This is a genomic window from Streptomyces sp. NBC_00076 (assembly GCF_045041235.1).
Taxonomy (GTDB): Bacteria; Actinomycetota; Actinomycetes; order Streptomycetales; family Streptomycetaceae; genus Streptomyces.
Map to the genome: position 1 here is coordinate 871,414 of NZ_CP108242.1, position 23,808 is coordinate 895,221.

Sequence of the window (23,808 nt, forward strand, 5' to 3'; positions counted from 1 at the left end):
CGCTTTTGCCGAAGGGGAGGGATCAGGATGGAGCCGTCGGCACCGCCCCGCCGCGTCACCATCGTCGACGTGGCGCGACACGCCCAGGTGTCCACGACCGCCGTGTCCAAGGTGCTGCGCAACGCCTACGGCGCCAGCCCCGAGATGCGCGCGAAGGTGCGCCGCGCGATCGACGAACTCGGCTACCGGCCGCACGCGGGCGCCCGGGCCCTGCGCGGGCAGACGTACACCATCGGCGTGATGCTGCCCGACATCCGCAATCCCTTCTTCCCGGAGGTCCTCGACGGCGTCACACATTCGCTGGAGGACACCGAGTACCAGGTGCTCCTGGGACCGGGCTGCAACGGGGAGCAGGCGGAGGCCCGGGTCACGGAGTCGATGATCGACCGCGGCATGGACGGCATGATCCTGGTCGCGCCCGTGTCACCGCGCGCTCACCTCGAACGCATCGCCTCCACCGTGCCGACCGTCGTCGTCGGGCGGCACGGATCGTCTCCGGTGTACGACACGGTGGTGAACGACGACGTCGAAGGAGCCTCCCTGGTCGTCGGCCACCTTGCCGGTCTGGGGCATCGGCGGATCGCCCACATCGAGCACCTCGAAACCGATCCGACGCGCCTGGCGGAGATGCCCAACGCCCGGCGCGCCGACGGATACCGGCAGGCCATGCGGACCCAGGGACTGGCGCAGTGGACCGACGTGGTCTCCACCAGCTACACCCAGGAAGGCGGCTGCCGGGGCGCGAAGGAACTGCTTGCCCGCACCCGCCGGCCCACGGCCGTCTTCGCCGGCGCGGACATCGTCGCGATGGGCGTGCTGGAAGTCGTCGCGGAGGCCGGGCTCTCCGTTCCTGGTGACATCTCGGTGGCCGGTTACGACAACACCGCGTTCGCAGCGCTCGGACCCATCTCGCTGACCAGCGTCGACCAGGCGGGCCACGAGATGGGCAGCGATGCCGCCCGTCTGCTTCTCGACCGGATCGCCGACCGGCACAGACCGTCGGTCCAGGTCAGCCTGTCCCCCACGCTGGTGCCGCGCCGGACAACCGCTCGGCCACCGACGTAGGCCGACGACACCGGGCCCGGGGGGCGTTCTCGACCTCATCCCGTAGCGGCGAGGCGGCCGTTCCCGTCGCCGCCTCGGCGCCCGAGCCGAGATCGGTACGGTGGTACCCGGGACGACGAAGGGGCGGCGAGCTGTGGGCGAGCAGGCGGGGATCAAAACGGCGAAGGAGGCCGCGGACCACGGGCTGATCCTGGCGTTCGGACGGCTGCAGGGGGCGGCGAACCGGCTGGAGTACATCCTCGGTCGGGCGCTCGAGGAGGAGTGCGGGATCAGCCATCTGATGTTCGAGGTGCTGCTGATTCTCGGGCGGGCGGGCGCGCCCGGCCTTCCGATGCGGGCCATCGCCCAGGAACAGGTCCTGACCACGGGCGGCGCCACCCGGCTCGTGGACCGCATGGAGGGGGCGGGACTCGTGGCACGCGCGGAGTCCCCCGACGACCGGCGCGGAAAGCTGGTGCGGCTCACCGAGCTGGGCGAAAGCACGACAGTCCGCGCTTCCCGGGTCCACGTGGAGAACATCGAGCGGTACTTCGTACAGCCACTCCCCCCGAAGGACCGTGCACGGTTCGCGGAGGACCTTCGCATCCTCAGCCACACGGCTCGGGATGTGCTGCCTCGCCTGCCCTGACCTGGCGCTTCACCGAAGAGCCTTGATCCAACAGCGTCAGCCACAGGTTGCGTGACCCATGTCACACGTCTCGGGAAATATCTGACACGTCAGTTACTGTTTTGTCAGATGATCGCTCGCACCAGGTGGGCGTCACACCCTGTCGAGGTCGTCGATGAAACTCGTCTACGTTTTCGATGCCTACTGCGGCTGGTCGCACGGCTTCTCCGGCACCCTGCGCGAGCTCGTCTCCCGCCACCCCGGAGTGCCCGTGGACGTGGTCTCGGGCGGGCTCTTCACCGGGCAACGCCGGGTACCGATGAGCCGGTTCGGCCACATCGAGGAGGCCAACGGTGCGATCAGCCGGCTGACCGGCGCCAAGTTCGGCCCGGCGTACCGGCGGCTCGCCGCCGAAGGCTCGTTCGTGATGGACTCCGAGGCCGCCGCCCGCGGCGTCGCGGCCCTGCGACAGACCGCCCCCGACCGCGCTGTGGAACTCGCTCTGGCGCTGCAACAGGCCTTCTACGCCGACGGACACAGCCTGTCCGATCCCGAGACCTATCGGCAGGTGGCCGAGACGGCAGGCCTGGACGCCGAAGCCGTCCTCGCCTCCTTCACGTCGCCCGCGACTCAGGACGCGGCCGAGGCCGACTTCCGCCGCACCGCCGAACTGGGCGTCACCGCCTTCCCCACCCTCCTCGCCCTCGTCGGCTCGCGCACCGTTCCCCTGGCCCAAGGCCACGCCACCGCCGACGAGGTGGACCGCCGCCTTTCGCACCTCGGCGTCACCGCCACATCCTGATCCGTTGCCCCTACCTGCCCGTACCTGTCCCCGCTTGTCCCCCAGTAACCCGCACAGGAGCCCCCGTGAGCACCCTCACCTTCAAGGTCCTCGACCTCGACTTCCCCGCCGGCGTCAAGAACAAGACCGCCACCCTCGTCACCGGTGAGAGCGAGGCACTCCTCGTCGACGCCGCCTTCACCCGGGCGGACGGCCACCGGCTGGCCGCCGAGGTCCTCGACTCCGGCAAGAAGCTCACCACCGTCTATGTCAGCCACGGCGACCCCGACTTCTACTTCGGCGCCGAAGTCCTCGCCGACGCCTTCCCCGACGCCCGGTTCGTCGCCACCCCGATCGTCATCGAGCACATCCGGCACTCCTACGAGGGCAAGCTCAAGGCCTGGGAGGCGCTCGGCCCCAACCTGCCGACCCGTCTGGTCGACCTCACTCCCCTGACCGGCGACCTCACGCTGGAGGGCCACCGCTTCGACCTCAAGGGCGGCCCGGCCGACCTGCCCGACCGCCACTACCTGTGGCAGGCCGAGCACCGTGCCGTCCTCGGCGGCGTCCTGCTCTTCCAGCAGGAGCACGTCTGGGTCGCCGACACTCCCACCCCCGAGGACCGCTCCGCCTGGATCACACTTCTGGACGAGATGGCCGCGCTCGACCCGGAGTTGGTCGTCCCCGGCCACCGCCTGCCCGACAGCCCTGCCGACGCTTCCGCGATCACCGCCACCCGTGACTACCTCCTCGCCTTCGAGGAGGAACTCGGCAAGGCGGCCGACGGTGCCGCGCTGACCGAAGCCCTGGTGAAGCGCTACCCCGACAACGGCATGCTGATCGCCGCCCAGCTCGGGGCGAAGGTCGCCAAGGGCGAAATGAAGTGGGGCTGACCACCATGACCTCACCGAACGCCGACTTCGCGACCTCCACCGCCCCCGCCGACGTGGTGCGCCGCCAGTACCTCGCCTCGGCGGCCGCAGACCTGGCCGCCCTGCGCGCCACGCTCGCGCCCGACGTGGAGTGGACCGAGATGGCCGGCTTCCCGCTCGCCGGCACCTACCGCACGCCGGACGGCGTCACCGAGAACGTGATGGAGCGCCTCGGCAAGGAGTGGGACGACTGGACGGCCCACGACGACACCTACGTCGTCGACGGCGAGAACGTCGTGGTCCTGGCCCGCTACACCGCCACCAACAAGGCCACGGGCAAGGACATCGCCGTGCGCGTCGCCCACCACTTCGTCGTACGCGGCGGACTGATCGTCCGCTTCGAACAGTTCGTCGACACGGCACTCGTACGCGAGGCCATGACGAGGTGAGCACTCCCGCCGGGCTCGGCGACGCCGCCCGGCGGGGAGACAGCGCCGCCTGGACGACCGTAGGTGCCACCCGGAGCGCCCCTCCCGCACACACGCGGGACGGGCGCTCCGTACGCGCTCACGCCCTCGCTCCTACCGGCCGCCGGCGCAGGTACACGGCCGCGATCGAGACCAGGACGGCCATGCACGCGATGAACACCAGCCCGGCGTCCTCCAGGCCGATCGGCCCCGTCAGTACTCCCACACCGATCACCGGTACCGAGATGCCCGTGTAGGCCACCACGAACAGCGTCGAGATCACTGACGCGCGGCGGTCCGCGGGAGACACCTGGGCCACTGCGGACAGCGCCCCGCGAAACGCCAGCCCCTGCCCGCACCCGCCGACGACCGCGCTCAGGACCACCAGCGACAGCAGGTCCCACCGCAGCGCGCCGGCGAGCAGCGCCAGCCCGGCGAAGAGCCCCGCGCAGCCCAGCGGCAGCGATCGTTCCGTCCCGACCCGGCCGACCGCCAGTTGCCCCGCGGTCGAGGAGAAGAACGCGAGCGCGACGACGAGTCCGCTCAGGGCGTGGTTGTCCACGTCCAGGGACTGCTCGAGGAACGCCGGGCTGACCGAGGTGAACACCCCGAACAACGCGAACCCCACGAACGAGGCGATCGCCGCCGGCGCGAACACCGCCCGCACCTGTGGGGGCAGGGCCGGCCGCTGCGGCCGTACGGTGCTCAACGGCCGGGCCTCGTCCACGGTCTCCGGCAGCCACAGCAGGACGGCGACCGAGGCGGTCACCAAAGCGAGGTGTACGGCGAACGGCAGGTACAGCGGTGCGACGGCGTACTGGGCGAGCACTCCGGCGAGCAGCGGTCCACACCCCAGCCCGCCCATGTTGGCGGCGGTCGCCACGAAAGTGGCCCGGGACGTGCCGCCTTCGGGCGCCAACTCCATCACGTAGACCGTGGCGGCCCCGGTGAACAGACCGGCGGACACACCCGACAACAACCGCCCCGCGTACAGCCAGGCCAGCCCGGTGGCACAGAGGAAACAGACAGCGCTCGCCGCCGCGAATCCCAGGCCCACCAGCAGCACCGGCCGCCTGCCCACGGCATCCGAGACGTTGCCCGCCAGCAGCAGCACTCCGATGACCCCGAAGGCGTACACGGCGTACACCACGGTCACCGTCAGCTCGGAGAACCCGAACTTCTCCTGATAGAGGCCGTAGAGGGGTGTCGGCAGCGTGGTACCGACCATGCACACGGCGAACACGGCCCCACTCAGCACACACTGGCGCCACCCTCGGCGATCACCGACCATGCCGCCGACGGTAACCCCGCGCGCCACCCCGGCCGGCCCGGCAAGCCGCCGGTACGGGAAATTCGAAGGGGACCCGCCGAACAGCGGAACCGTTCCGGGGGCCGGCGCACCCGACCGGACCGGGCACAGGATGTCGGGTCCGGCAGGGTGGGTCCTTCCTAACGTGAGTGATCGAAAGGGAAGGAGACCGGGGTGCTGGAGCGGCTGAACCAGGCCATGGAGCACATCGAGCGCCACCTCGATCAGCGGATCAAGGTGGCAGACCTGGCGCGGATCGCGGTGACGTCGGAGTACCACTTCCGTCGGCTGTTCTCCGCGCTGGCGGGGATTCCGCTGTCGGAATACATCCGCCGCAGACGGCTGACGGTCGCGGGTGCCGAAGTACTGGCCGGGGAGCGGACGTTGCTGGAGGTCGCGGTGCGTTACGGCTACACCTCCGGGGAGGCGTTCGCGCGTGCGTTCCGCGCGATGCACGGCGTCGGACCCGGCGAGGCCAGGCGGGGCGGTGCGAGTCTGCAGTCCCAGCCACGGATGTCCTTCCGCCTCATCGTCGAAGGGAGCAGCAGCATGCGGTACAGGGTCGTGGAGAAGGAGGAATTCCGTGTGGTCGGCAGGAAGGCGCGGGTCCCCCTCGTGCACGAGGGGATGAACCCGGCCATCGCCGCCTTCATCCGCGGCATCGGCCAGGAGACGCTTCAGCGGATCCAGAGCCTGTCAGATCAGGCGCCCGAAGGGATCGTCGCGGTGAGCGACAACCTGGACGAGAGCCGGGCCGAGGGAACCGAACTCGACTACTACCATGGCGTGGTGACCCGGGCCGCCGTGCCTGAGGACATGGACTCGCTCACCGTCCCGGCCGGTACGTGGGCCGTCTTCAAGAACTCCGGGCCGTTTCCGCAGGCACTCCAGTACCTGTGGCGGGACGTGTTCACCCAGTGGTTCCCGTCCAACCCGTACCGGAGCCGTCCGGGGCCCGAGATCCTGCGGACCCGGCTGTCGCAGGACGCGGCGCAGGCGGACGCCGAGCTGTGGATTCCCGTGGAGCGGACTGGGGTCTGAGCGCCGGCGCGCGGCGGCCCTCGGCCGCCGCGCGCGGCGCCCGGTGACGGTCAGTCCTGTCGCTCGTCCTGTGCGCGCTGTGCGTCGCCCGGCTGCCGGCCGGCTGCGTCGACGACGGCGTGTTCCAGTTCGGCCTCGCTGGAGAGCAGCGCGCCCGCCTTCGCGTATGAGGCGTCCTTGGTCAGATAGGTGCGGGAGCCGAGGAAGGAGAAGTCCTTCTTGTCGAAGACCCACTCGGTGCGCAGGCCGTAGCGTGTGTCGTCGCGGGCGATGCCGAGGCCCTTGCGGCCGATCGCGTCGCGGGCCTGAGGGGCCGGGGTGACACCGGGGATCTTCGCCGCGGCCCGGTAGAGGGCGGCGGCGGTACGGGGCGGCATCACCCCGCCGACCAGGGATCCGATCTGCTCGAACACCGCCTGGTCGCGTTCCCGGCCCTCGGGATGCGGGGTCTTGGCGTACAGATAGGTCAGCAGCTTGTCGGGGTCGGCGGGCAGTGAGCTGAGCCAGTGGTAGGTGGGCCTGTTGATGCCGGCCGGTGTGCCGTTGGTGTCACCGAGTTCGGCGTTGATGGGGAGGGTCTCACCGTCCTCGCGCATCAGGCCGAGCTTCCGCAGGGGCCTCGGGTCCTGTGCGGCCCACACCTCACGTTCCACCAACGGGTCGAGGACAGCCTTCCCGCTGGTCAGGTCGGCTCCTTGGAGCTTCTCCCGGGTGTACACGAACTGGTCGTCGCGCACCGTGGGGTCGGTGCGCGTCTCCGTGGCGTCGGAGATCCGGTCCAGGAGCGCGGCGGCGGGCTGCATGTCGGTGGCCGCACGGTGCGACGCGGTGCCGGCGGGCCCCCGGTCACTGCCGGTCAGTGTGATTCCCGCGGTCACGGCGCAGGCCAGGGCCAGGGCGGTCGCCGGCGCCAGCACCGCGGGGCGCAGCAGCCGACGAGCGGGCCGGGTACGGGTGACCTGGTCGTGGTCCATGTGATGCATCAGAAGGTCCTTGTGCCGAAGGTGCTGCTCGCGCGGAAGGTCCCAGTCGGCAGGGGCCGGCAGCAGGCGGGCGATCTCGTCACGGTCGCCGTGGCGCTCAGGGGAAGCCCCCGTGGCCTTGTCGTTCATGTGAGCTCCTCCCGTACGGGCAGGGCCGCGATCGCGGCCGCACTTGTCATCTCTCCGCGGGCCGTGGGTGGTTCCCGCTCTTCTGCCGCGAGTCGGGCGAGCTTCTTGCGGGCACGCGACAGACGGGAACGCACGGTTCCCACGGCGATGCCCAGGGCTTCGGCCGTCTGCTGGTAGTCCAGGCCGGACCAGACACACAAGGCGAGAACCTCCCGCTCCTGGCGTCTGAGTCGGCCCAGGGAGGCCTGGACGGCGCGCAGGTACCGTGCGTCGTCGATGCGCCCGACTGTTCGGGGCGCGAAATCCTCTTCCACGCGTGGCTGCGGCTGACGTGCCAGGAACAGTTGCCGTCTGCGCACTCCCCGGCGGGCGTTGTCAGCCTTGTGTGTGGCGATGCCCAGCAGCCAGGGCAACAGGGAGCCGCCGTCCTCCAGCACACGTTCGCGGGTCCGCCACGCGGTCAGGAACGTGTCGGACATGATCTCTTCGGCCGTCGACCAGTCGCCGGTCAAGCGCAGCCCGTGGTTGTACACGGCTCGGGCGAACTCCTCGTACAGCTGGGCGAACGCCTCACGGTCCCCCTCGCGCACTCGGCGGCGCACATCGTTTTCTGAATCCCTCACGACCACTTCTCTCCGCGACACGGAAGGAGTTCCTGTGGCCTGAGTCACGCACTGATGTCACCGCTACGGTCTCCGTCGCCACCTGCCGAGGGATCCTCGCACACCGGCCGCCGGCACCGGAGACATGGCTTCCGGCACGGTCCGCCGGGCAGTTGGACGACTCGCGTGCACGGGTCCCACCATCACCCACAGAACACTGATGTCAGTGCGGGGATCTGCGCGAAGAGAACAACCCGCTCTTGTTGTCCGTACTATCGCTACGACAGGGCACTGCGCCTTGTATGTGACTGCCGCCCCGTAGCCATCGTCCGAGACACACTCGTGCGGCAGTCCCTTCGACTCCGGCCTCGAGCCGAGGAAAGGTTGTGCACTCATGTCGCAGAACACCTCAGTGACCGAACTGACATCGCAGTACACCACCCAGGTAGCCACCGACCTCGAACGCAACACCAAGGAGCAAGAACGCATCGGTGGGGAAATCGCCACGCTGCAGGAGCAGTTGGCGGCCCTCCAGCGTGACCACTCGGTGCTGACCAACATCCAGCAGGCGATCGGCACAGCACCGGCATCCGCGCAGCCCGCGGTCCCTTCGGACAGTGTCGCGGTACCCGCTCCCCGCAAGAAGACGGCCACCGGGTCCGGCACAGGCAAGCGAGCGGGAACGAAGAAGACCGCCCCTCAGCCCGGCCGGGCCGCAGCCGGCAAGACCGCAGCCAAGTCCACTGCCGGCAAGTCCACTGCCGAGAAGCCGGCTGCCGCCAAGGCGCCGGCGGGGAAGTCGGTTGCCGCCAAGGCGGTCGCCGGCAAGGCGACTGCCGGGAAGACGGCTGCCGGCAAGTCCGCTGCCGAGAAGCCCGCGGGGAAGCCCGAAGCCGCGAAGTCGGCCCAGCCGACGCTTGTCGACCTGGTCCGCCGCCACCTCACCGAGCAGAAGGAACCGCGTTCGGCAGCGGAGATCACGACTGCCCTCGACAAGTCCCACCCCGAGCGCGGCGTCAAGACCACCGTGGTGCGCACGACACTCGAAGGGCTGGTCGCCAAGAGCCAGGCGCAGCGCTCGAAGCAGGGAGCATCCGTCTTCTACACCGCTCCCGACGCGCCGAAGCAGACCGCACCGAAGCAGGCCGCACCCAAGCAGGCCGCACCGAAGCAGGCCGAGGAGCAGCCCGCAAAGGCCGACGCATAACCGAAGCGCCGCACAGTGTGGCACCTGACCGCGGCGTAGGCCTACGCGTCTCCGTCGCGCTCAACGACATCGCCGCCGCGCCCGCAGAGCTCGACCGCGCGGTCGGCGAGTTGGGGGCGCACGGCGAGCAGTGCACACCCGTCAAGGGCTGCACGCGTCGGGCCCGGTCGGTGGACGGCCGACCATCTCTGCCGACCGGCACACGCATGTGCCGTACCGGGTGGAGACCCGCACACCTTGACCGCGTCAGGAGGAGCCACCACGTGACCGCTCGCGTCACCTTCATCTCACCCGCGATGAGTTCGTCCCTGCGCCAGGCCCGCTTCGACGACGGGGGCTCGATCGACGCCGACGGGGCGGCGCGGGCCCGTGCCGCGGCGGCGTCCCTGCCGGCCGCCGTGCGTGTCGTGGTCTCTCCCACTGTGCGTTGTCAGGAGACGGCTGCCGCACTCGGTCTCGACGGCGCGCAGGCAGCGGAGTTGGCGGCACTGGAGGTGGGACGCTGGCGGGGCCTGACTCTGGCCGAGGTCGGCGCCGGTGAGCCGGAGGCGGTGACCCGCTGGCTCACCGACCCCGCGTCCGCGCCACACGGCGGGGAGTCCGTGGAGGACATGTGCGAGCGGGTGACACGCTGGCTCGCGGCCTCCCAGGACGCGGGCGGCCGTACGCTCGCCGTCGTCGAGCCGGAGGTCGTGCGGGCCGCGGTGGTCCACGTGCTGGGAGCGCCCTCAGCGGCCTTCTGGCGTCTCGACGTGCCACCGCTGACGGCCACCACCATCAGTGGACGCGTTGGCCGCTGGAACCTGCGGCTCGGGCACCCGTTGGACTCGGCCGAGGCAGTGGCGGACCACTGAGCGAAGCCGGCCCAACGGGCCCCGCGTCATTACGGAGCGGCTACGGTCGTCCCCGCGGACACCGTGGCCGGCTTCGGGTGCAACAGCCGCTGCGCCAGTTCACCGAAGACTAGGCCGAAACCTCCCCACAGCGTGATCTGCATGGCGAGGGCCGACAGACGGAACCGCCACAGCAAGGCGGCCGGGAAGTCGCTCGGCACCTCGTTGATGGCGGGCAGGAACGCGTACGCCAGCCCGATCACGACGGCGAAGCCGAGGACGGCGACGACGGTGGCGTACCAGGTGCCGAGCTTCGGCGCGAGCCGCTTGCCCGCGATCACCGCGGCGACCGCGAGGAGCACCCCGAGCACCATCATCAGGAAGTACAGCGTGGTGCGCTTGCCGATGGTGTCGTGGTCCCCCACCGCGGGCGGGTTGGCCGGGTACTTCAGGAACGGAACGACGTACACGGCGAGCAGCGCGGCCCCCGACAGCAATAGCGCCGTGGCCCGCGGGGTGAAGCGGCCCACGCGGCCGAGCGCGAAGCAGAAGGCGAGAGCGGCTATGCCGCCGAACGCCACCCCGTAGATGAGCACGCCGGTGGCGAGGCCCGCGGTGGACTGCAGGGAATGGGAGACGAGTTCGACCTCGTGCTCGTGGGCGGGGGCATGGGACTCCTCGAAACCGATGGCGCTGTCGACATTCGGTTCACCGAGGAAGTAGGCGACGATCAGGGCGAGCACGCCGGCGCCGAGGCCGGCGAGCATGCCCCGAACGAGCAGGTTTCTTACTGTCGCGGAGTTCATGGGGTGTGCGGCGTCCCTAGATCAGTGGCAGGGGAAGCCGAGGAGGTGGCGGGCGTCGTGAACCCACTCGTGGACGTCCCCGCCGGAGACGACTGAGGTCGCCCCCTGTTCGGCGCCGACGAAGTAGAGCAGGACCAGCATCAGGATGCCGAAGAAGACCGCCCAGGGGGCGATGGCCTTCAGCGGGAGCTTGGCGGGAACGACGGGCGTGGTGGTTGTCGGCTGGGCGACATGCTGAGCCATGGCAGGGCCTCCTCTGGGAGTTCGCGTCCCATCTCGGTGGTGCACATGACGACGGCCACGGGTCTGACTCGCGGTGCGCCCCCTCGGGGGACACCGTCCACAGTGGCGCGACCGTGCCGGGTTCTCACCGGCTTCCGTGTGCCGTCGTCGATATCAGAGCGACGGTACCGTGTGTCGGGTCCACCGCCAATACCGCCCCACCTGGCGTGATCGCGTTCTCCCCCGCCAGGTGACCCGGATCACCGTCCGCTCACCGGTCACACGCGAACGAGACAGGAGCACGCGGCGCTGCCACGTGCGGTCGCGCGCCGGTCATGCGGGCAGTCCCCAGCGCGGCGCCTCCTCGTTCGGCTCGACGGGGGTGATCCGCAGGTCGGGACGGTCGCCCTTGGCGGTGATCAGGGCGGACTCGCCCTTGCGCAGAGCGACTTGGATCGTCCCATCACCCAAGGACTCGTAGCGCAGCGGCCTCCCGCCCCCGTTCCGTACCTCGATCGGGCCGGGGACGCCATGCCGTACGACACAGGGGGCGCCCGCCTCGCTGACCAGCCGGACCCAGCGGGTCACCCCGTCCTTGCGTACGGCACTGAGCAGGAACGCCCCCTGGGTACGGAAGTTGTGCACCGCCAGATCCGCCCAGGCGGCGGGCAGCGCGGGGAAGACGCGGATGGTGTCGCCCCAGGACTGGCAGACCATGTCGTGGAGGGACTGGGCGGCCGAGAGGGGGGTCTCGATGACCGGGCCCGACTCCTTGTACATGGTGTTGGGCTGGATGAAGCGGGTCATCAGCTGTCCGAGGTAGCTGAGCGCGTCCTCGCCCTTTCCCAGCATGGCCGACATCGAGGCCGCGCCCGTGAACGTATAGCCCTGGAGGGCGCCTTCGAAGCCCACCCAGTGCGCCAGCGACTTCTCGATCAGGGCCTTTTCGTCGGGCGTACGGCCGGTGAGTTCGTACAGCGGGTACACCGCCAGGAGGTGTGAGTAGTGACGGTGCGACTTCGCGAAGGGGATGTCCGCGCCGATCATGAAGCCGTTGTCGTCGGTCGGATACGCGACCCGCCGGGTCAGGACGTCTCGCCAGCGCGGCGCCAACTCATCGTCGATACCGAGGAGTTCGGCGGAATCGAGGAGGGTGCGGCAGCCCCACGTCAGCAGCATCAGGTCGAAGTTGCAGTCCCGTGAGTTGCCCCCGTACTCGGGCGAGAAGGTGGCCGGCAGGTGCAGTTTGCCGTCGGCGCCCGGCTCCAGGAAGTGCAGGTAGTAGTTGATCGCCTTGCGGAGGAGAGGGAAGAGGACGTCGCGGAGGATCGACTCGTCCATCGTGTGGCGATAACTGAGCCAGACGTTGTGCAGGGCCCAGGTGAGGTTGCCGACCTCGGGAGTCGGCGGGTCCTGGCCGGGGATGCCGACGCCGTAGCCCAGTGCGGGGTCCGTCGCGCCACCGTTGACCAGCGAGGCGTCGGTGGTCCGCGGGATGCCCAGTGAGTCGGCGCGGTACGCGGGCGCCATCTCCGCCCTGAGGTTGTCCCGGAACTCACTCAACGCCCTCGTCACGGCGTCGAGTTCGAGGTGGTTGGAGCCGTGGATCAGCCAGTACTCCAATTGCACGTTCAGGTTCCACCAGGTCGCCGGCCATGGCGTGGGCTCCAGCCAGGGCCCGCTCGTGGCCATCGCGGGCGCGTCGCGCCGTGCCGCGGACGCCGTCTTGTACAGCTGGATCCAGTAGAAGCGCTGCATGCGGGCATCGGGCAGCGAGAGGAAACTCTTCCGGTAGTAGGCGTGCCACCAGGCGCGATGCGCCACCGCCAGTGCGTCGTACGAGAGTTTCGAGGCGTCCCGCACCGCGGCCAGCGCGCGCCCGAGCGCCGTCGGCTTCGGATACGAGTGCGCGACATGCACGTACAACGTCCGAGCACGCCCCCGCGTGCGCTCCCGCCACGCGGTGACGTGCTGCCCGCCGGCGAGCAGCGGCTGCACGGCGGCGGAGATGCCGTCGTACAGCCCCGTCTGGGCGGGCGGGTTGGCCTCGTACCCCTGAGGTATCGGCTTGAACGCGGCGCGCGGGCTGATCGCCTGCGCCGGGTGGAACTCCCACGTGAAGTCGCGCTCCCCCTCGCTCGGCGTCACCTCGATGGCCAGCACGGAGCGGGAGTTGTGCACCAGGGCGCGGATCGTGAGCGTGCCTCGGCCCGTGGTGAGCGTGCCGGTCAGTTCGGCGTCGTGCAGTCCGAGTCGCCAGTCGAGGCCGGTGATCGTGCCTACCGGCTCCAGTGTCAGGTAGCCGATCGGCAGTCGTGCGAGGCCGAAGAGCGACCCGAACTGCGGGCGGTGATCCTGGACTTCGGAGTGCTGCACGTTGAAACGGACGGCCTGGAAGGTGTCGGCTTCGGTGCCCGGTTCGGCGTAGATCCCCGAACCGAGGAAGCCATTGCCCAGATACGGGCCCTCGTACCAGGTCTTCGGCATCCGCTGCCAGACCAGGTCGGCGTCGTCGAGGACGGTGCGCCAGGGGTCGGAGCCCTGCGGGGCGGAGCTCGCCGCCGCGGCCGGGGCGGGCAGGCCTCCCGCGAGCAGTGTCCCGCCGAGCGCGGAGCCGGTGGCAAGTACCGTACGCCTGGACGGACGGCTGGAACGACGGCTGGACGGGCTGGGCATCGCGCCTCCTGGCTCGTACGACTCACAGAGATTCATCGGAGCTATCTCTGACCGAAAGGTAGAGATGGCGCGAGGAGTCGTCAACGCTTAGGAAGAGATCCGATGTGTTGGTTTGCGTGGGCGGATCCAAGGACCCGCCCGTTGCCCGTTCCAATTCCCGCTCGGTCAGGGGGTCGCGAGGAGCTCGAGCGTGTCGATCACACGGTTCGAGAAGCCCCACTCGTTGTCGTACCAGGCGACCACCTTCACGTGCCGGCCGTCGACCCGGGTGAGTTCCGAGTCGAAGATCGAGGAGGCCGGATTGCCCGTGATGTCGGAGGACACCAGCGGGAAGTCCGAGTACTCCAGGACCCCGGCGAGCGGCCCCTGAGCCGCGGAGCGGTACGCGGCCAGCACGTCCTCGCGCGTCACGTCGCGGGAGACGGTCGTGTTGAGTTCGACGATCGAGCCCACCGGAACAGGCACGCGGATCGAGTCACCCGAGAGCCTGCCCTCCAGGTTCGGCAGCACGAGGCCGATCGCCTTGGCGGCGCCCGTCGTGGTCGGCACGATGTTGACGGCGGCGGCTCGGGCACGACGTGCGTCGCGGTGCGGGCCGTCCTGGAGGTTCTGCTCCTGCGTGTACGCGTGCACCGTCGTCATGAAGCCGTGCTCGATGCCGGCGAGCTCGTCGAGCACCGCGGCCAGTGGTGCCAGCGCGTTGGTCGTGCACGAGGCGTTGGAGACGATCGTGTGCACGGCCGGGTCGTACGCGTCGGTGTTGACCCCGAACGCGAGAGTGACGTCGGCGCCGTCGGACGGCGCGCTGACGAGGACCTTCTTCGCGCCCGCATCGAGGTGCGCGCGGGCGGCCTTGGCCGAGGTGAAACGACCGGTCGCTTCGAGGACGATGTCGACGCCGAGTTCGGCCCACGGCAGCTGCGCCGGCTCACGCTCGGCCAGGACCGTGATGCGGCGGCCGTCGACCACCAGGGCGTCCCCGTCTGCGGTCACCGGACGACCGAGCCGGCCGGCCGTGCTGTCGTAGGCGAGCAGTCGCGCGAGTGTGGCCGGCTCCGTGAGGTCGTTGACGGCGACGACCTCAAGGGCGCTGTGGCGTTCGAGCAGGGCACGCAGCACATTGCGTCCGATGCGGCCGAATCCGTTGATGGCGATGCGAGTCATGAATGGTGTCCCTTCCGTTCGCCATCCAGCCTCGCTCGCGGCCGCGGCCACTGACAGCGGCGCGATCGCCACCGTTCAAAAGGATCGCGCCAGGTGGTGCGCCTACTCGCCCTGGGCGAAGGTGCGCCGGTACTCGCTCGGTGTGGTGGCGAGGATGCGCTGGAAGTGCGACCGCAGATTCGCACCGGTGCCCAGGCCGACGTCGGCGGCGATCTGCTCGATGCCGCGCTGCGAACGTTCGAGCAGTTCGCGGGCCATGTCGATACGGGCGCGCATAACCCACTGCATCGGCGTGTACCCGGTCTCTTCGACGAAGCGCCGCGAGAACGTGCGCGGCGAGACCGCGGCCCGCCGCGCCAGCACCTCCAGGGTGAGGGGCTCGCCGAGCCGCCGCAGCGCCCACTCGCGGGTGGCGGCGAAGCGCTCGCCGAGCGGCTCGGGCACACTGCGCGGCACGTACTGCGCCTGGCCACCGCTGCGGTAGGGGGCCGCGACCAGGCGTCTGGCCGCGTGGTTCGACGCGGCCACCCCGAGGTCGCCGCGCAGGATGTGCAGGCACAGGTCGATGCCGGAGGCGGCGCCTGCCGACGTCAGCACGCTTCCCTCGTCGACGAACAGGACGTTCTCGTCGACCTGTACGAGCGGATGCCGGGCCATCAGCGCCCGCGTGTAGTGCCAATGCGTCGTGGCGCGCTTGCCGTCCAGCAGACCCGTGGCCGCGAGCGCGAAGGCTCCCGTCGAAATGGCGGCGAGCCGCGCGCCCCGCTCGTGGGCGGCGATCAGCGCGCCGGCGACGGCCGGCGAGGGATCGTCGCGGTCCGGGAACCGGTACCCGGGGACGAAGACGATGTCGGCCCACGCGAGCGCCTCGAGACCGTGGGCGACGTGGTACGACAGGCCGTCGCCGCCAGTCACGAGACCCGGTTCCGCGCCGCACAGCCGCACCTCGTACGGCATGCTCGCGCGCGTGGTGAACACCTGCGCGGGAATGCCGACATCGAGCGGTTTGGCACCGTCGAGCACGAGAACGGCGACGCGACGCAGGCAGGAGGCTGACACGGTGACAGGGTACGCAGCTGCCTCTCCGCGTACGTCCTGAGCTCGCCTCCGTTCCGGCAGCCGGGGCTCATCGAAGACACGGGGAGGGCCCGCGCCTCCTGCCGGGAAGGTGAGGGTGCCGCTGAACCGTTCCTAAAGACTGAGCGGGAATGAGTTCTGTTGCCAGAGCTCGTGCTCAGCCGGGTGTCCCGAACGGTGTTGGGCACCCTGGTCGCCCGCTTTCGCTCCACGGCCTGGCGGCGCGCATCCGGTGCGCGGTCCGGGAATGTGGGGGCGGGTTCCCTCACGCCGCCGGGTCTCCGGTCGGGCCTGGGCGGTCCGATGCCCACGACGATCACTCTGGTCGTCGTGGGGCGGTGCCGTCCGTCGCCGGATCGGGTGTCCGAGGGCGCGTCGCCCGACCGCCGGGGCGCAGAAGGGGAAGACGGGGGATGGTTCGGAGGCGACGCAGTCCTCGGCCGCCCGTCAGTCCACAGCCGAGGAGGCCGTTGCCACCTGGGTCACCGCGGTCGTCCAGGGCAAGCCGAAGCAGGCGTGTCTGGTGATGGCTGAAGCGGCCACCTCCTCGTCGCCGGCTCAGGTCGGCAGCCCCTCGAAGTGCGACAGCAACACGCCCGACGTACGGAAAATGCAGAAAAACATCGGCCAGATCCGTACGTCGTTCACGCCCAAGCCGCCCACGAGCAACCCGAAGGTGGAGGTGGCCCAAATCCCGGTCACCGGAGGCAAAGCGGTCGTTCCAGCCGACAAGGTCGCCATCGACGGGCAGAGTCTCGACAAGGTCATCCTGTCCAACTCCACCGGAGTGAAGCCGGGCCAGTTGGACGTCAATGTGGAGTCCACCAAGATCGACGATGCCTGGTACGTGACGAACCTCGATTTCAACCTCGGCTGACCCACGAGTCGACGCTGGTCCTTTCCCTCCCACCTGTCCCTGCCAGTAGTCGCCGAAGACGCGAGCGCCCCCGCCTGAAGGCGGGGGCGCTCGCGCACCTCACTTCGTGTTGCTGTGCTCCGACCACGCCGACCACTCGGACCTGCTATGCGTGGACGTGTCCTCGCCGGTGTCCGCGGCCGTGCCCGCGGTTGGCGAACACCCGGTACAGCGCGAGGAGGATGACGGACCCGACGATGGCCGCGATCCAGGTGGACAGGTCGAAGAAGCCGTCGATCGAGTCGACGCCGAAGATCACCTTGCCGAGGAAGCCTCCGAGCAGGCCTCCGGCGATACCGATGAGCATGGTGATGATGATTCCGCCCGGGTCCTTGCCCGGCATGAGCGCCTTGGCAATAGCCCCGGCGAGCAGCCCGATAACTATCCACGCGATGATGCCCATAGCAGAGTTACCTCCCTGGCTTTCGGTTCGCCGGACGTGTTTCCGCGGAAGGCGTCGCCAAACAGACGAAGACGAAAACGCGGCCACAGCATGCCGTTACCGATCTTCAGGAAAGGCTGTCGTGAGGGGGCATCACCCCACTTCAGACACCCGCTCCGAGATCGTCCTGCGGTCCCTTCCTTTTCCTTCGCCGGACGTCACTCCGGGGTGGTCCCCGACACCTCGCTCACGGCGCCAAGCACGCCTGCACCGCGGGTGCGTACCGTTCGACGACGACGTCGACCGCCGTCGACCGCACCTCTTCGCCCCGCGCGATGCCGTACATCACGCCGAGGCCGAGCAGCATGCTCACGGCGAGTTCGGCCCGAAGTCCGGCGTCGGGGCCGTCGAGGCGCAGGGCGAGGCGGTCGCTCACCTGGGTGCGGAAATTGGTGCGGAGGGTGTCTCCCTGGTCGCCGTGGAGCGGGGCGAAGACGATCCGCAGCAGAGGGTCGGCTCCCTGTTCGGACTGGCTGACGAGCACATGGCGGACCATGTGCCGCCCGAGGTCTGCCAGTGGCGCGTCCAGCAGGGCGGCCGCGTCCTCCTCGAAGGACATCACCTGCGCGAAGAGAGCGTCCTTGTTGCCGAAGTACTTCATGATCAGGGGCGGGCTGACACCGGCCCGTTCGGCCACGGACTTGAGCGTGATGTCCGCGTGCGCGTGTCGTGCGAGGAGGTAGCGGGCCGCGCGTTGGATCGCCGCTCTGGTGGCCTGGGCGTCCCGACGGCTCGGACCCGTGTCCGTGGCCGCCGCGGTCGCTGAAATCGGGGTCGTGCTCGCGGAATTCGGCCCCGCGGTCGCGGAGTTCGGCGTCGTCGAGGCGGAATGTGGCCTGGTGCTGGAGGAGTTCGCTGACCTCATGGCTCTCATGCTCCCTCCAGCACCCGGTCCGCGGCCTGTCCGCCGCGCCGCCGGGACCATCGGCCGGCCTGGTCCGACTCACTGTCCTTCGGTATGGCGAGGGCCATCGCGCACCCGGCCAGTGCGACGGCGCCGGCCATGGCGAAGGCCAGCAGATAGCCGTGCAGAGTGGGCAGCGGCGCTCCCGCGACCGGGCTGGTGTGGTGGATCAGGACGGCGGCCACGGCGGCACTGCACACGGCCTGGCCGATGGTCCGCATCAGAACGTTGACGCCGCTGGCGGAACCCGTCTGCCCGGCGGGCACGGCGCCCAGGATCAGCGTCGGGAGGGCCGAATAGGCGAGGGCCGTACCGGCCGACACGATGGCTCCGCCCAGGATGATCACCCACAGGTGATGGCTGTCCAGGATCCGTATGCCGTACCCGAACGCGATGACGAGGGCGCCGAGCACCAGCGTCACGCGGGGGCCGCGGGCGGTCGAGATGCGGGCGGAGACCGGTGAGAGGAACAGCATGATCACGCCGCTGGGAAGCAGGCACAGTCCCGCGCCGACGATCGACAGGTCCAGCCCGTACCCGGTGCCCGCGGGCGCCTGCACGAGCTGGGCCGTGACCAACGAGTTGCCGTAGAAGGCGAATCCCACGAGGAACGCGGTCAGGTGCGGCAGCGCGACACGCGGCCGGGACGCCAGCCGGAGGTCCACCAGCGGCCGTTCGGCCCGCAGTTGCTGCCACCACCACAGGGCCAGGACGAACGCGAAGCCCGCGAACAGCGCGATCACCCGCGCGCTGGTCCAGCCCCACTCGCCGCCCTGTGAGACCGCCAGGAGCAGACAGATGAGCACCGTGGACAGGCCGAGCGCACCGAGCGTGTCGAACCGTCCCGGCTGCCGTACGGCCGACTCGTCCACCGCCCACCAGGCGAGCGCCAGCCCCGCTGCCCCCAGCGCGCCGGACACCCAGAACATGGTGTGCCAGTCGGCGTACTGGACGATGAGCGCCGCGAGCGGCAGGCCCAATGCCGCGCCGATGCCGACGGTGGAGCTCATCAGGGCCACGGCGGATGCGGTGCGCTCGGGCGGCAGGACGTCGCGGAGGATGCTGATGGACAGGGGCACCAGGGCCGCGGCGGCGCCCTGAAGTGCCCGCGCCGCGACGAGTACGCGGATGTCGGAGGTCAGCGCGCACAGCACCGAGCCGGCCGTCATCAGGGCGAGGGCGAGGAGCAGGACGCGCTTCTTGCCGTACATGTCCCCGGCGCGGCCCAGCACGGGGGTCAGCACCGCGCCCGCGAGGAGTGTCGCGGTGACGGTCCATGACACGGCGCCCGCGGAGGAGCCGGTCAGCCGCGGCAGGTCGGGAAGCAGCGGTACGACGGCGGTCTGCATGACCGCCATCAGGATGCCGCCGAACGCGAGGACCGGGACCGTCAGGCGGGCGCGCAACCCGTCCCGGGACGCGGACGCTACGGCCCCGGCGGGCTCGCCTGGCAGCGGATCCGGCATGGGCGTTCTCCCGAGCAGTGGACAAGGTGGCGTGAATAGCCATTCATCCTAGCTGATGAATGGCTATTCACCTCCCTTTTTCCATGTCAGGTGAATTACCATTCACCCGCTTTCACCGTCCGACCCCGCCACCCGACCCGGCCGCCCACCCCGACAGCCGGTCAGGCCGGAGAGGGCTCGGCGGGGAGCGCCTGTTCGGCCCAGATGATCTTTCCGTTGGTCGTCTGGCGGGTCCCCCAGCCCTGAGTGAGCTGGGCGACGAGCAGCAGCCCCCGGCCCCCTTCGTCGAAGGTACGGGCCCGGCGCAGGTGGGGGGCGGTGGTGCTGCCGTCGGAGACTTCGCAGATGAGGGTGCGGTCGTGGATCAGCCGGAGCTCGATGGGGGGCTCGGCATAGCGGATGGCGTTGGTGACCAGTTCGCTGACCACCAGCTCGGTGACGAACGCGGCCTCGTCCAGGCCCCACTCGGACAGCTGCCGGCTGGCGTTCTTGCGGGCCGGCCCGACCATGGCGGGGTCGGGCGGTACCTGCCAGGTGGCCACGTGGGAGGCGTCGAGGGCGCGGGTGCGGGCCACGAGGAGTGCCACGTCGTCCGAAGGGCCGTCCGTGAGCATGGTCCGCAGCAGGGCGTCGCAGGTCACCTCCAGGTTGTCGGTCGGTCGGCGCAGCACGTCGCGCAGGGCGTCGATCCCCTCGTCGATGTCGTGGCCGCGGACCCCCACGAGCCCGTCCGTGTAGAGGACGAGCAGGCTGCCCTCGTCCAGTTTCAGCTCGGTGGACTCGAACGGCAGGCCGCCGAGGCCGAGCGGGGGGCCCGCCGGAACGTCCAGGAAGTCGACCGTGCCGTCGGGCGTCACGAGGGCGGGCACGGGATGGCCTGCGCGGGCGACGGTGCAGTGTCTGGAGACCGGGTCGTAGACGGCGTAGAGACAGGTGGCTCCGACGTCACCGGCGGTCACGGCCGTGCTGTCGGCCGCGCCGGCGAGGCGGTTGATCAGGTCGTCGAGGTGGACGAGCAGTTCGTCGGGGGGAAGGTCGATGTCGGCGAGTGTGCGTACGGCGGTGCGCAGCCGCCCCATGGTGGCGGAGGCCTGGATGCCGTGGCCGACGACGTCGCCGACGACCAGGGCCACCCGGGCGCCGGAGAGCGGAATGACGTCGAACCAGTCGCCGCCGACTCCGGCCCGGGAGCTGGCGGGCAGGTAGCGGGAGGCGACGTCCAGGGCCGCCTGTTCGGGGAGTTGCTGCGGCAGCAGGCTGCTCTGCAGTGCGAGGGAGATGGAGCGTTCGCGGGTGTAGCGGCGGGCGTTGTCGATGCACACGGCGGCGCGGGCGGTGATCTCCTCGCCCAGCAGCAGATCATCCTGCTCGAAGAGCTTGGGCTGCCGGTGGCGGGAGAACGTGGCCACGCCCAGGGTGAGGCCACGGGCGCGCATCGGCACCGCGAGCACCGAATGGAAGCCGAACCTGCGCATGCGTTCGGCACGCTGCGGGGTCTGCCGTTCCACCTCCGCCAAGGCGGCGGGGGTCAAGTGTTCGATGATGGGCCGGCCTGAGGCCAGGCACTCGGCCGCGGTGCAGCCGGCCGGGTACGCGGCCACGATTCCCCGCCGTACGACGGCTTCGGGGCACCCCTCCAGGACCGACTGGTAGGCGACCCGGCGCAGCCTGACGGGCCCGTGCGGAGGTCCCTGGGGCGGGTCCTCACCGCCCTCGATCGCCGGCAGGAGATCGACGGTGACGAAGTCCGCGAACCGTGGGACGGCGACGTCGGCGAGTTCCTGAGCGGTGCGCGCCAGGTCAAGGGTGCTGCCGATGCGCACGCTGGCGTCGTTGAGCAGCACCAGCCGCTGCCGTGCCAGGTGCTGTTCCGTCACGTCGTGCGCCGACAGCAGGACACCCTCCAGCCGCCCGATGGTGTCCCACACGGGGGCGAGGGACACCGTCCACACGCTCTGGCGCTCATGGCCGGCGAGTTGCAGCGCGGCTCCGAGCTCCTGCGGCCGACCCGTCTCGAGCACGCGCCGCATCCCCGCTTCGGTCCGCTCGCTCTCCGGATCGACGACGATCTCCGTCACCCGCAGTCCGCGCATCGCCTCCTCGGACAGGCCCATGGCGCGCTCCATGTCCCCGTTCGCCCGGCGCAGCCGCAGTCCGGTGTCGTACAGGGCCATCGTGCAGGGGGAATGCGTGAAACCCCGCTGCACGAACGCGTCGTCCGCGGGTCCGCGGGCCGGGCGGGTCACCGCCGACACCAGCAGCCACCCGTCGCCGTCGTTCTGGCTGCGGTGAGCCAACAGCTCGACGGGGAGGCGGCGGCCGTCCCGGTGCAGCAACGTCACCGTCCCGCTCCACCTCGGCAGATCCGCCAGGGAACGGGGCACCTCCGTGGCACCGACGTCCGGGAGCAGCAGGGTCACGTTCCGGCCGACGACCTCGGAGGCCCGGTGGCCGAGGAGCCGCCGCGCCCCGTCGTTCCACGCGGTCACGACGCCGTGCCCGTCCACGCGGACGCGCGCCGTGGCCGCCTCGTCGACGGTCTCCCGCGCCCCGGCGTTCGGACCGTCGCCCTTGGCGGACGCAGATCCGGTCATGACGTCATCCCGCCTCGCTCCCGCCCTGGGACCTTCTGCCCGGGAAGGCCGGGACCCAAGGTGCGCCACTCTCATTTATTACGACACTAGACAATAAGAGTGACAGATCACCGCGAATCGGTCTTCATGGTGGGACGGCACCCGGACTTCCCGGAGGGCGGGATCATGACCATGACTGTCAACGGCGAGGAGGCGTGGCCCGCCCCGGCCGAGTGGACCGGGAAGATCTACAGCGGGGGCTGGTGCGACTCCGAAGGCGGCACCCGCCAGGTCATCGAACCGGCCACCGGCCACCCGCTGGCCGAAGTCGGCGTGGCCGCCCCTGCTGACGTCGCGCGAGCCGGCGCGAGGGCCGCCCGCGCCGCCGTGGGCTGGGCCGCGGCCGATCCCTCCGAACGGATCGAGGTGTTGCTGCGTGCCGCCTCGGCGCTGCGTGAGCACAGCGGGACGGTCCGTGACTGGATCGTCCGTGAATCGGCCGGCGTCCCGGCCAAGGGTGACTACGAGATCGCCGCCGCCCTCGGCCAGCTGACGCACGGCGTCGGACTCGCGTCGCTGCCCCTGGGTGAGGTGCTGACTCCGCAGCCCCCCGGCGCGACCAGTCTGGCCTGGCGAGTGCCGGTGGGGGTCGTGGGTGTCATCAACCCGTGGAACGCGCCGCTGCTGTTCGCGATGCGCGTGCTGGCTCCGGCCCTCGTGCTGGGCAACGCCGTACTGCTCAAGCCCGACCCGCTCACGCCGGTGTCCGGGGGCGTCCTCGTCGCGCGGCTCTTCGAGGAGGCCGGGCTGCCGGACGGGGTGCTGCACGTCCTGCCCGGAGACGCCGCGACCGGGCGGGCGGTGGCGGCCGATCCCCATGTCGACATGGTCTCGTTCACCGGCTCCACCGAGGCCGGACGTGCGGTGGCCCGCGTGGCGGGAGAAGGCCTGAAGCGGGTTTCCCTGGAACTCGGCGGCAAGAACTCGATCATCGTGCTCGAAGACGCGGACATCGGGGCCGCCGCCGCTGCCGGGGCGGCGAGCGCTTTCGGCTACCAGGGTCAGGCCTGCGTCGCCGCCGGCCGCCACCTCGTCCACACCGACCTGATCGAGGCGTACACCGAGGCGCTGGTCAGTCAGGCGCATGCCATGCCGATCGGCGACCCGCGCACGGAGCACGTCACGATCGGCCCCGTCATCAGCGAGCGGCAGGCCCTGCGCATCGAGCGCATCGTCGACGAGAGCGTGGCCGCCGGGGCACGGCTGCGTACCGGCGGCCGACGTGACGGGCTCTTCTACCCGCCCACCGTTCTGGACCGCGTCGAGCGCGGCATGCCGGCGTTCACCGAGGAGATCTTCGGCCCGGTCGCCCCGGTCGTCCCCTTCCGCAGCGAGGCGGAGGCCGTCGAGATCGCCAACGACACCGCATACGGCCTGACAGCCGCGGTGCACTCCGGCTCCGTACCGAAAGCAGCCGCCGTCGCCCAACGACTGCGCACCGGCATGGTCCATGTCAACGACGTCTGCGCCAAGGACGCCGCGAACGCGCCTTTCGGCGGCATGGGCATCTCCGGCAACGGCTCGCGGATCGGCGGCACCGCCAGTCTGGAGCAGTTCACCCAGTGGCGTTGGATGACGATTCCGAAGCCGGGCTGATCCACAACCT

The 23,808-nt window shown here is 70.3% G+C and carries 22 protein-coding genes, 1 pseudogene and 1 riboswitch; of the genes and pseudogenes, 10 read left to right on the forward strand and 13 right to left on the reverse strand.

The window, feature by feature from the left end:
• Window positions 1-27: 27 nt before the first annotated feature.
• The 5 genes from OHA64_RS04175 (at window position 28) to OHA64_RS04195 (ending at window position 3,774) form a co-directional block, all read left to right on the forward strand.
• Window positions 28-1,065 (forward strand): LacI family DNA-binding transcriptional regulator, encoded by a 1,038-nt coding sequence (locus OHA64_RS04175; RefSeq protein ID WP_405607957.1) that lies wholly within the window; start codon window positions 28-30, stop codon window positions 1,063-1,065.
• 133 nt (window positions 1,066-1,198) lie between these two features.
• Window positions 1,199-1,693 (forward strand): MarR family winged helix-turn-helix transcriptional regulator, encoded by a 495-nt coding sequence (locus OHA64_RS04180; RefSeq protein ID WP_405607960.1) that lies wholly within the window; start codon window positions 1,199-1,201, stop codon window positions 1,691-1,693.
• 154 nt (window positions 1,694-1,847) lie between these two features.
• On the forward strand, window positions 1,848-2,474 hold the full coding sequence (locus tag OHA64_RS04185) for a DsbA family protein (protein WP_405607963.1): 627 nt from the start codon (window positions 1,848-1,850) through the stop codon (window positions 2,472-2,474).
• Between the two features lie 65 nt (window positions 2,475-2,539).
• Window positions 2,540-3,346: an MBL fold metallo-hydrolase gene (locus tag OHA64_RS04190; RefSeq protein WP_405607966.1), complete on the forward strand. Its 807-nt coding sequence runs from the start codon at window positions 2,540-2,542 to the stop codon at window positions 3,344-3,346.
• A gap of 5 nt (window positions 3,347-3,351) precedes the next feature.
• On the forward strand, window positions 3,352-3,774 hold the full coding sequence (locus OHA64_RS04195) for a nuclear transport factor 2 family protein (RefSeq protein ID WP_405607969.1): 423 nt from the start codon (window positions 3,352-3,354) through the stop codon (window positions 3,772-3,774).
• A 118-nt stretch (window positions 3,775-3,892) separates the two neighbouring features.
• Here the strand turns inward: OHA64_RS04195 and OHA64_RS04200 are convergent, their stop codons facing one another.
• On the reverse strand, window positions 3,893-5,083 hold the full coding sequence (locus OHA64_RS04200; protein WP_405607972.1) for an MFS transporter: 1,191 nt from the start codon (window positions 5,081-5,083) through the stop codon (window positions 3,893-3,895).
• A gap of 192 nt (window positions 5,084-5,275) precedes the next feature.
• Here OHA64_RS04200 and OHA64_RS04205 point away from each other — a divergent pair, with 192 nt between their 5' ends.
• A complete protein-coding gene (locus tag OHA64_RS04205; RefSeq protein WP_405607975.1) occupies window positions 5,276-6,142 on the forward strand; it encodes a GyrI-like domain-containing protein in 867 nt (288 codons plus the stop codon).
• A 50-nt stretch (window positions 6,143-6,192) separates the two neighbouring features.
• On the opposite strand, the gene OHA64_RS04210 is transcribed toward OHA64_RS04205, so the two are convergent.
• The gene (locus OHA64_RS04210; protein WP_405607978.1) at window positions 6,193-7,254 is read right to left on the reverse strand and encodes a CU044_5270 family protein; all 1,062 of its coding nucleotides are present in this window, start codon (window positions 7,252-7,254) and stop codon (window positions 6,193-6,195) included.
• A complete protein-coding gene (locus OHA64_RS04215) occupies window positions 7,251-7,856 on the reverse strand; it encodes an RNA polymerase sigma factor (RefSeq protein WP_405623860.1) in 606 nt (201 codons plus the stop codon). Before OHA64_RS04215 ends, OHA64_RS04210 begins: the two co-directional genes overlap by 4 nt.
• Before the next feature lie 394 nt (window positions 7,857-8,250).
• Between OHA64_RS04215 and OHA64_RS04220 the strand changes: the two genes are divergently transcribed.
• A complete protein-coding gene (locus OHA64_RS04220) occupies window positions 8,251-9,063 on the forward strand; it encodes a hypothetical protein (RefSeq protein ID WP_405607981.1) in 813 nt (270 codons plus the stop codon).
• A gap of 263 nt (window positions 9,064-9,326) precedes the next feature.
• Entirely contained in the window at window positions 9,327-9,917 is a 591-nt protein-coding gene (locus OHA64_RS04225; RefSeq protein ID WP_405607984.1) for a histidine phosphatase family protein, read from the forward strand.
• A 29-nt stretch (window positions 9,918-9,946) separates the two neighbouring features.
• Here the strand turns inward: OHA64_RS04225 and OHA64_RS04230 are convergent, their stop codons facing one another.
• The 6 genes and pseudogenes from OHA64_RS04230 to OHA64_RS04255 form a co-directional block, all read right to left on the reverse strand.
• Window positions 9,947-10,702, reverse strand: coding sequence for a CbtA family protein (locus OHA64_RS04230; protein WP_405607987.1), 756 nt, complete (start codon window positions 10,700-10,702; stop codon window positions 9,947-9,949).
• A 21-nt stretch (window positions 10,703-10,723) separates the two neighbouring features.
• Window positions 10,724-10,945 carry a CbtB-domain containing protein gene (locus tag OHA64_RS04235; protein WP_389149273.1) on the reverse strand — a complete coding sequence of 74 codons (222 nt, stop codon included), beginning with the start codon at window positions 10,943-10,945 and terminating at the stop codon, window positions 10,724-10,726.
• A gap of 36 nt (window positions 10,946-10,981) precedes the next feature.
• Window positions 10,982-11,126, reverse strand: a riboswitch (cobalamin riboswitch).
• A gap of 131 nt (window positions 11,127-11,257) precedes the next feature.
• Window positions 11,258-13,600 (reverse strand): glycosyl hydrolase family 95 catalytic domain-containing protein, encoded by a 2,343-nt coding sequence (locus OHA64_RS04240; protein ID WP_405607991.1) that lies wholly within the window; start codon window positions 13,598-13,600, stop codon window positions 11,258-11,260.
• Window positions 13,601-13,765: 165 nt separating this feature from the next.
• Window positions 13,766-14,764 carry a type I glyceraldehyde-3-phosphate dehydrogenase gene (gene gap / locus OHA64_RS04245; RefSeq protein ID WP_405607994.1) on the reverse strand — a complete coding sequence of 333 codons (999 nt, stop codon included), beginning with the start codon at window positions 14,762-14,764 and terminating at the stop codon, window positions 13,766-13,768.
• 102 nt (window positions 14,765-14,866) lie between these two features.
• Complete coding sequence (locus OHA64_RS04250; protein ID WP_405607997.1) at window positions 14,867-15,823, reverse strand: GlxA family transcriptional regulator; 957 nt, start codon at window positions 15,821-15,823, stop codon at window positions 14,867-14,869.
• A 132-nt stretch (window positions 15,824-15,955) separates the two neighbouring features.
• Window positions 15,956-16,234, reverse strand: a pseudogene (locus OHA64_RS04255) (IS200/IS605 family accessory protein TnpB-related protein); the annotation flags it as partial.
• Between the two features lie 133 nt (window positions 16,235-16,367).
• Between OHA64_RS04255 and OHA64_RS04260 the strand changes: the two are divergent.
• Window positions 16,368-16,718: a hypothetical protein gene (locus tag OHA64_RS04260; RefSeq protein WP_405608000.1), complete on the forward strand. Its 351-nt coding sequence runs from the start codon at window positions 16,368-16,370 to the stop codon at window positions 16,716-16,718.
• A 145-nt stretch (window positions 16,719-16,863) separates the two neighbouring features.
• On the opposite strand, the gene OHA64_RS04265 is transcribed toward OHA64_RS04260, so the two are convergent.
• From OHA64_RS04265 to OHA64_RS04280, 4 genes are all read right to left on the reverse strand, one after another.
• Entirely contained in the window at window positions 16,864-17,160 is a 297-nt protein-coding gene (locus OHA64_RS04265) for a GlsB/YeaQ/YmgE family stress response membrane protein (protein ID WP_405608003.1), read from the reverse strand.
• Between the two features lie 226 nt (window positions 17,161-17,386).
• Window positions 17,387-18,064 carry a TetR family transcriptional regulator gene (locus tag OHA64_RS04270; RefSeq protein ID WP_405608006.1) on the reverse strand — a complete coding sequence of 226 codons (678 nt, stop codon included), beginning with the start codon at window positions 18,062-18,064 and terminating at the stop codon, window positions 17,387-17,389.
• 5 nt (window positions 18,065-18,069) lie between these two features.
• Entirely contained in the window at window positions 18,070-19,569 is a 1,500-nt protein-coding gene (locus OHA64_RS04275) for an MFS transporter (RefSeq protein ID WP_405608009.1), read from the reverse strand.
• Window positions 19,570-19,730: 161 nt separating this feature from the next.
• A complete protein-coding gene (locus OHA64_RS04280) occupies window positions 19,731-22,163 on the reverse strand; it encodes a SpoIIE family protein phosphatase (RefSeq protein ID WP_405608012.1) in 2,433 nt (810 codons plus the stop codon).
• 171 nt (window positions 22,164-22,334) lie between these two features.
• Here OHA64_RS04280 and OHA64_RS04285 point away from each other — a divergent pair, with 171 nt between their 5' ends.
• Window positions 22,335-23,798, forward strand: a complete 1,464-nt coding sequence (locus OHA64_RS04285) for an aldehyde dehydrogenase family protein (protein WP_405623861.1) — start codon at window positions 22,335-22,337, stop codon at window positions 23,796-23,798.
• The last annotated feature ends 10 nt before the right edge of the window (window positions 23,799-23,808 follow it).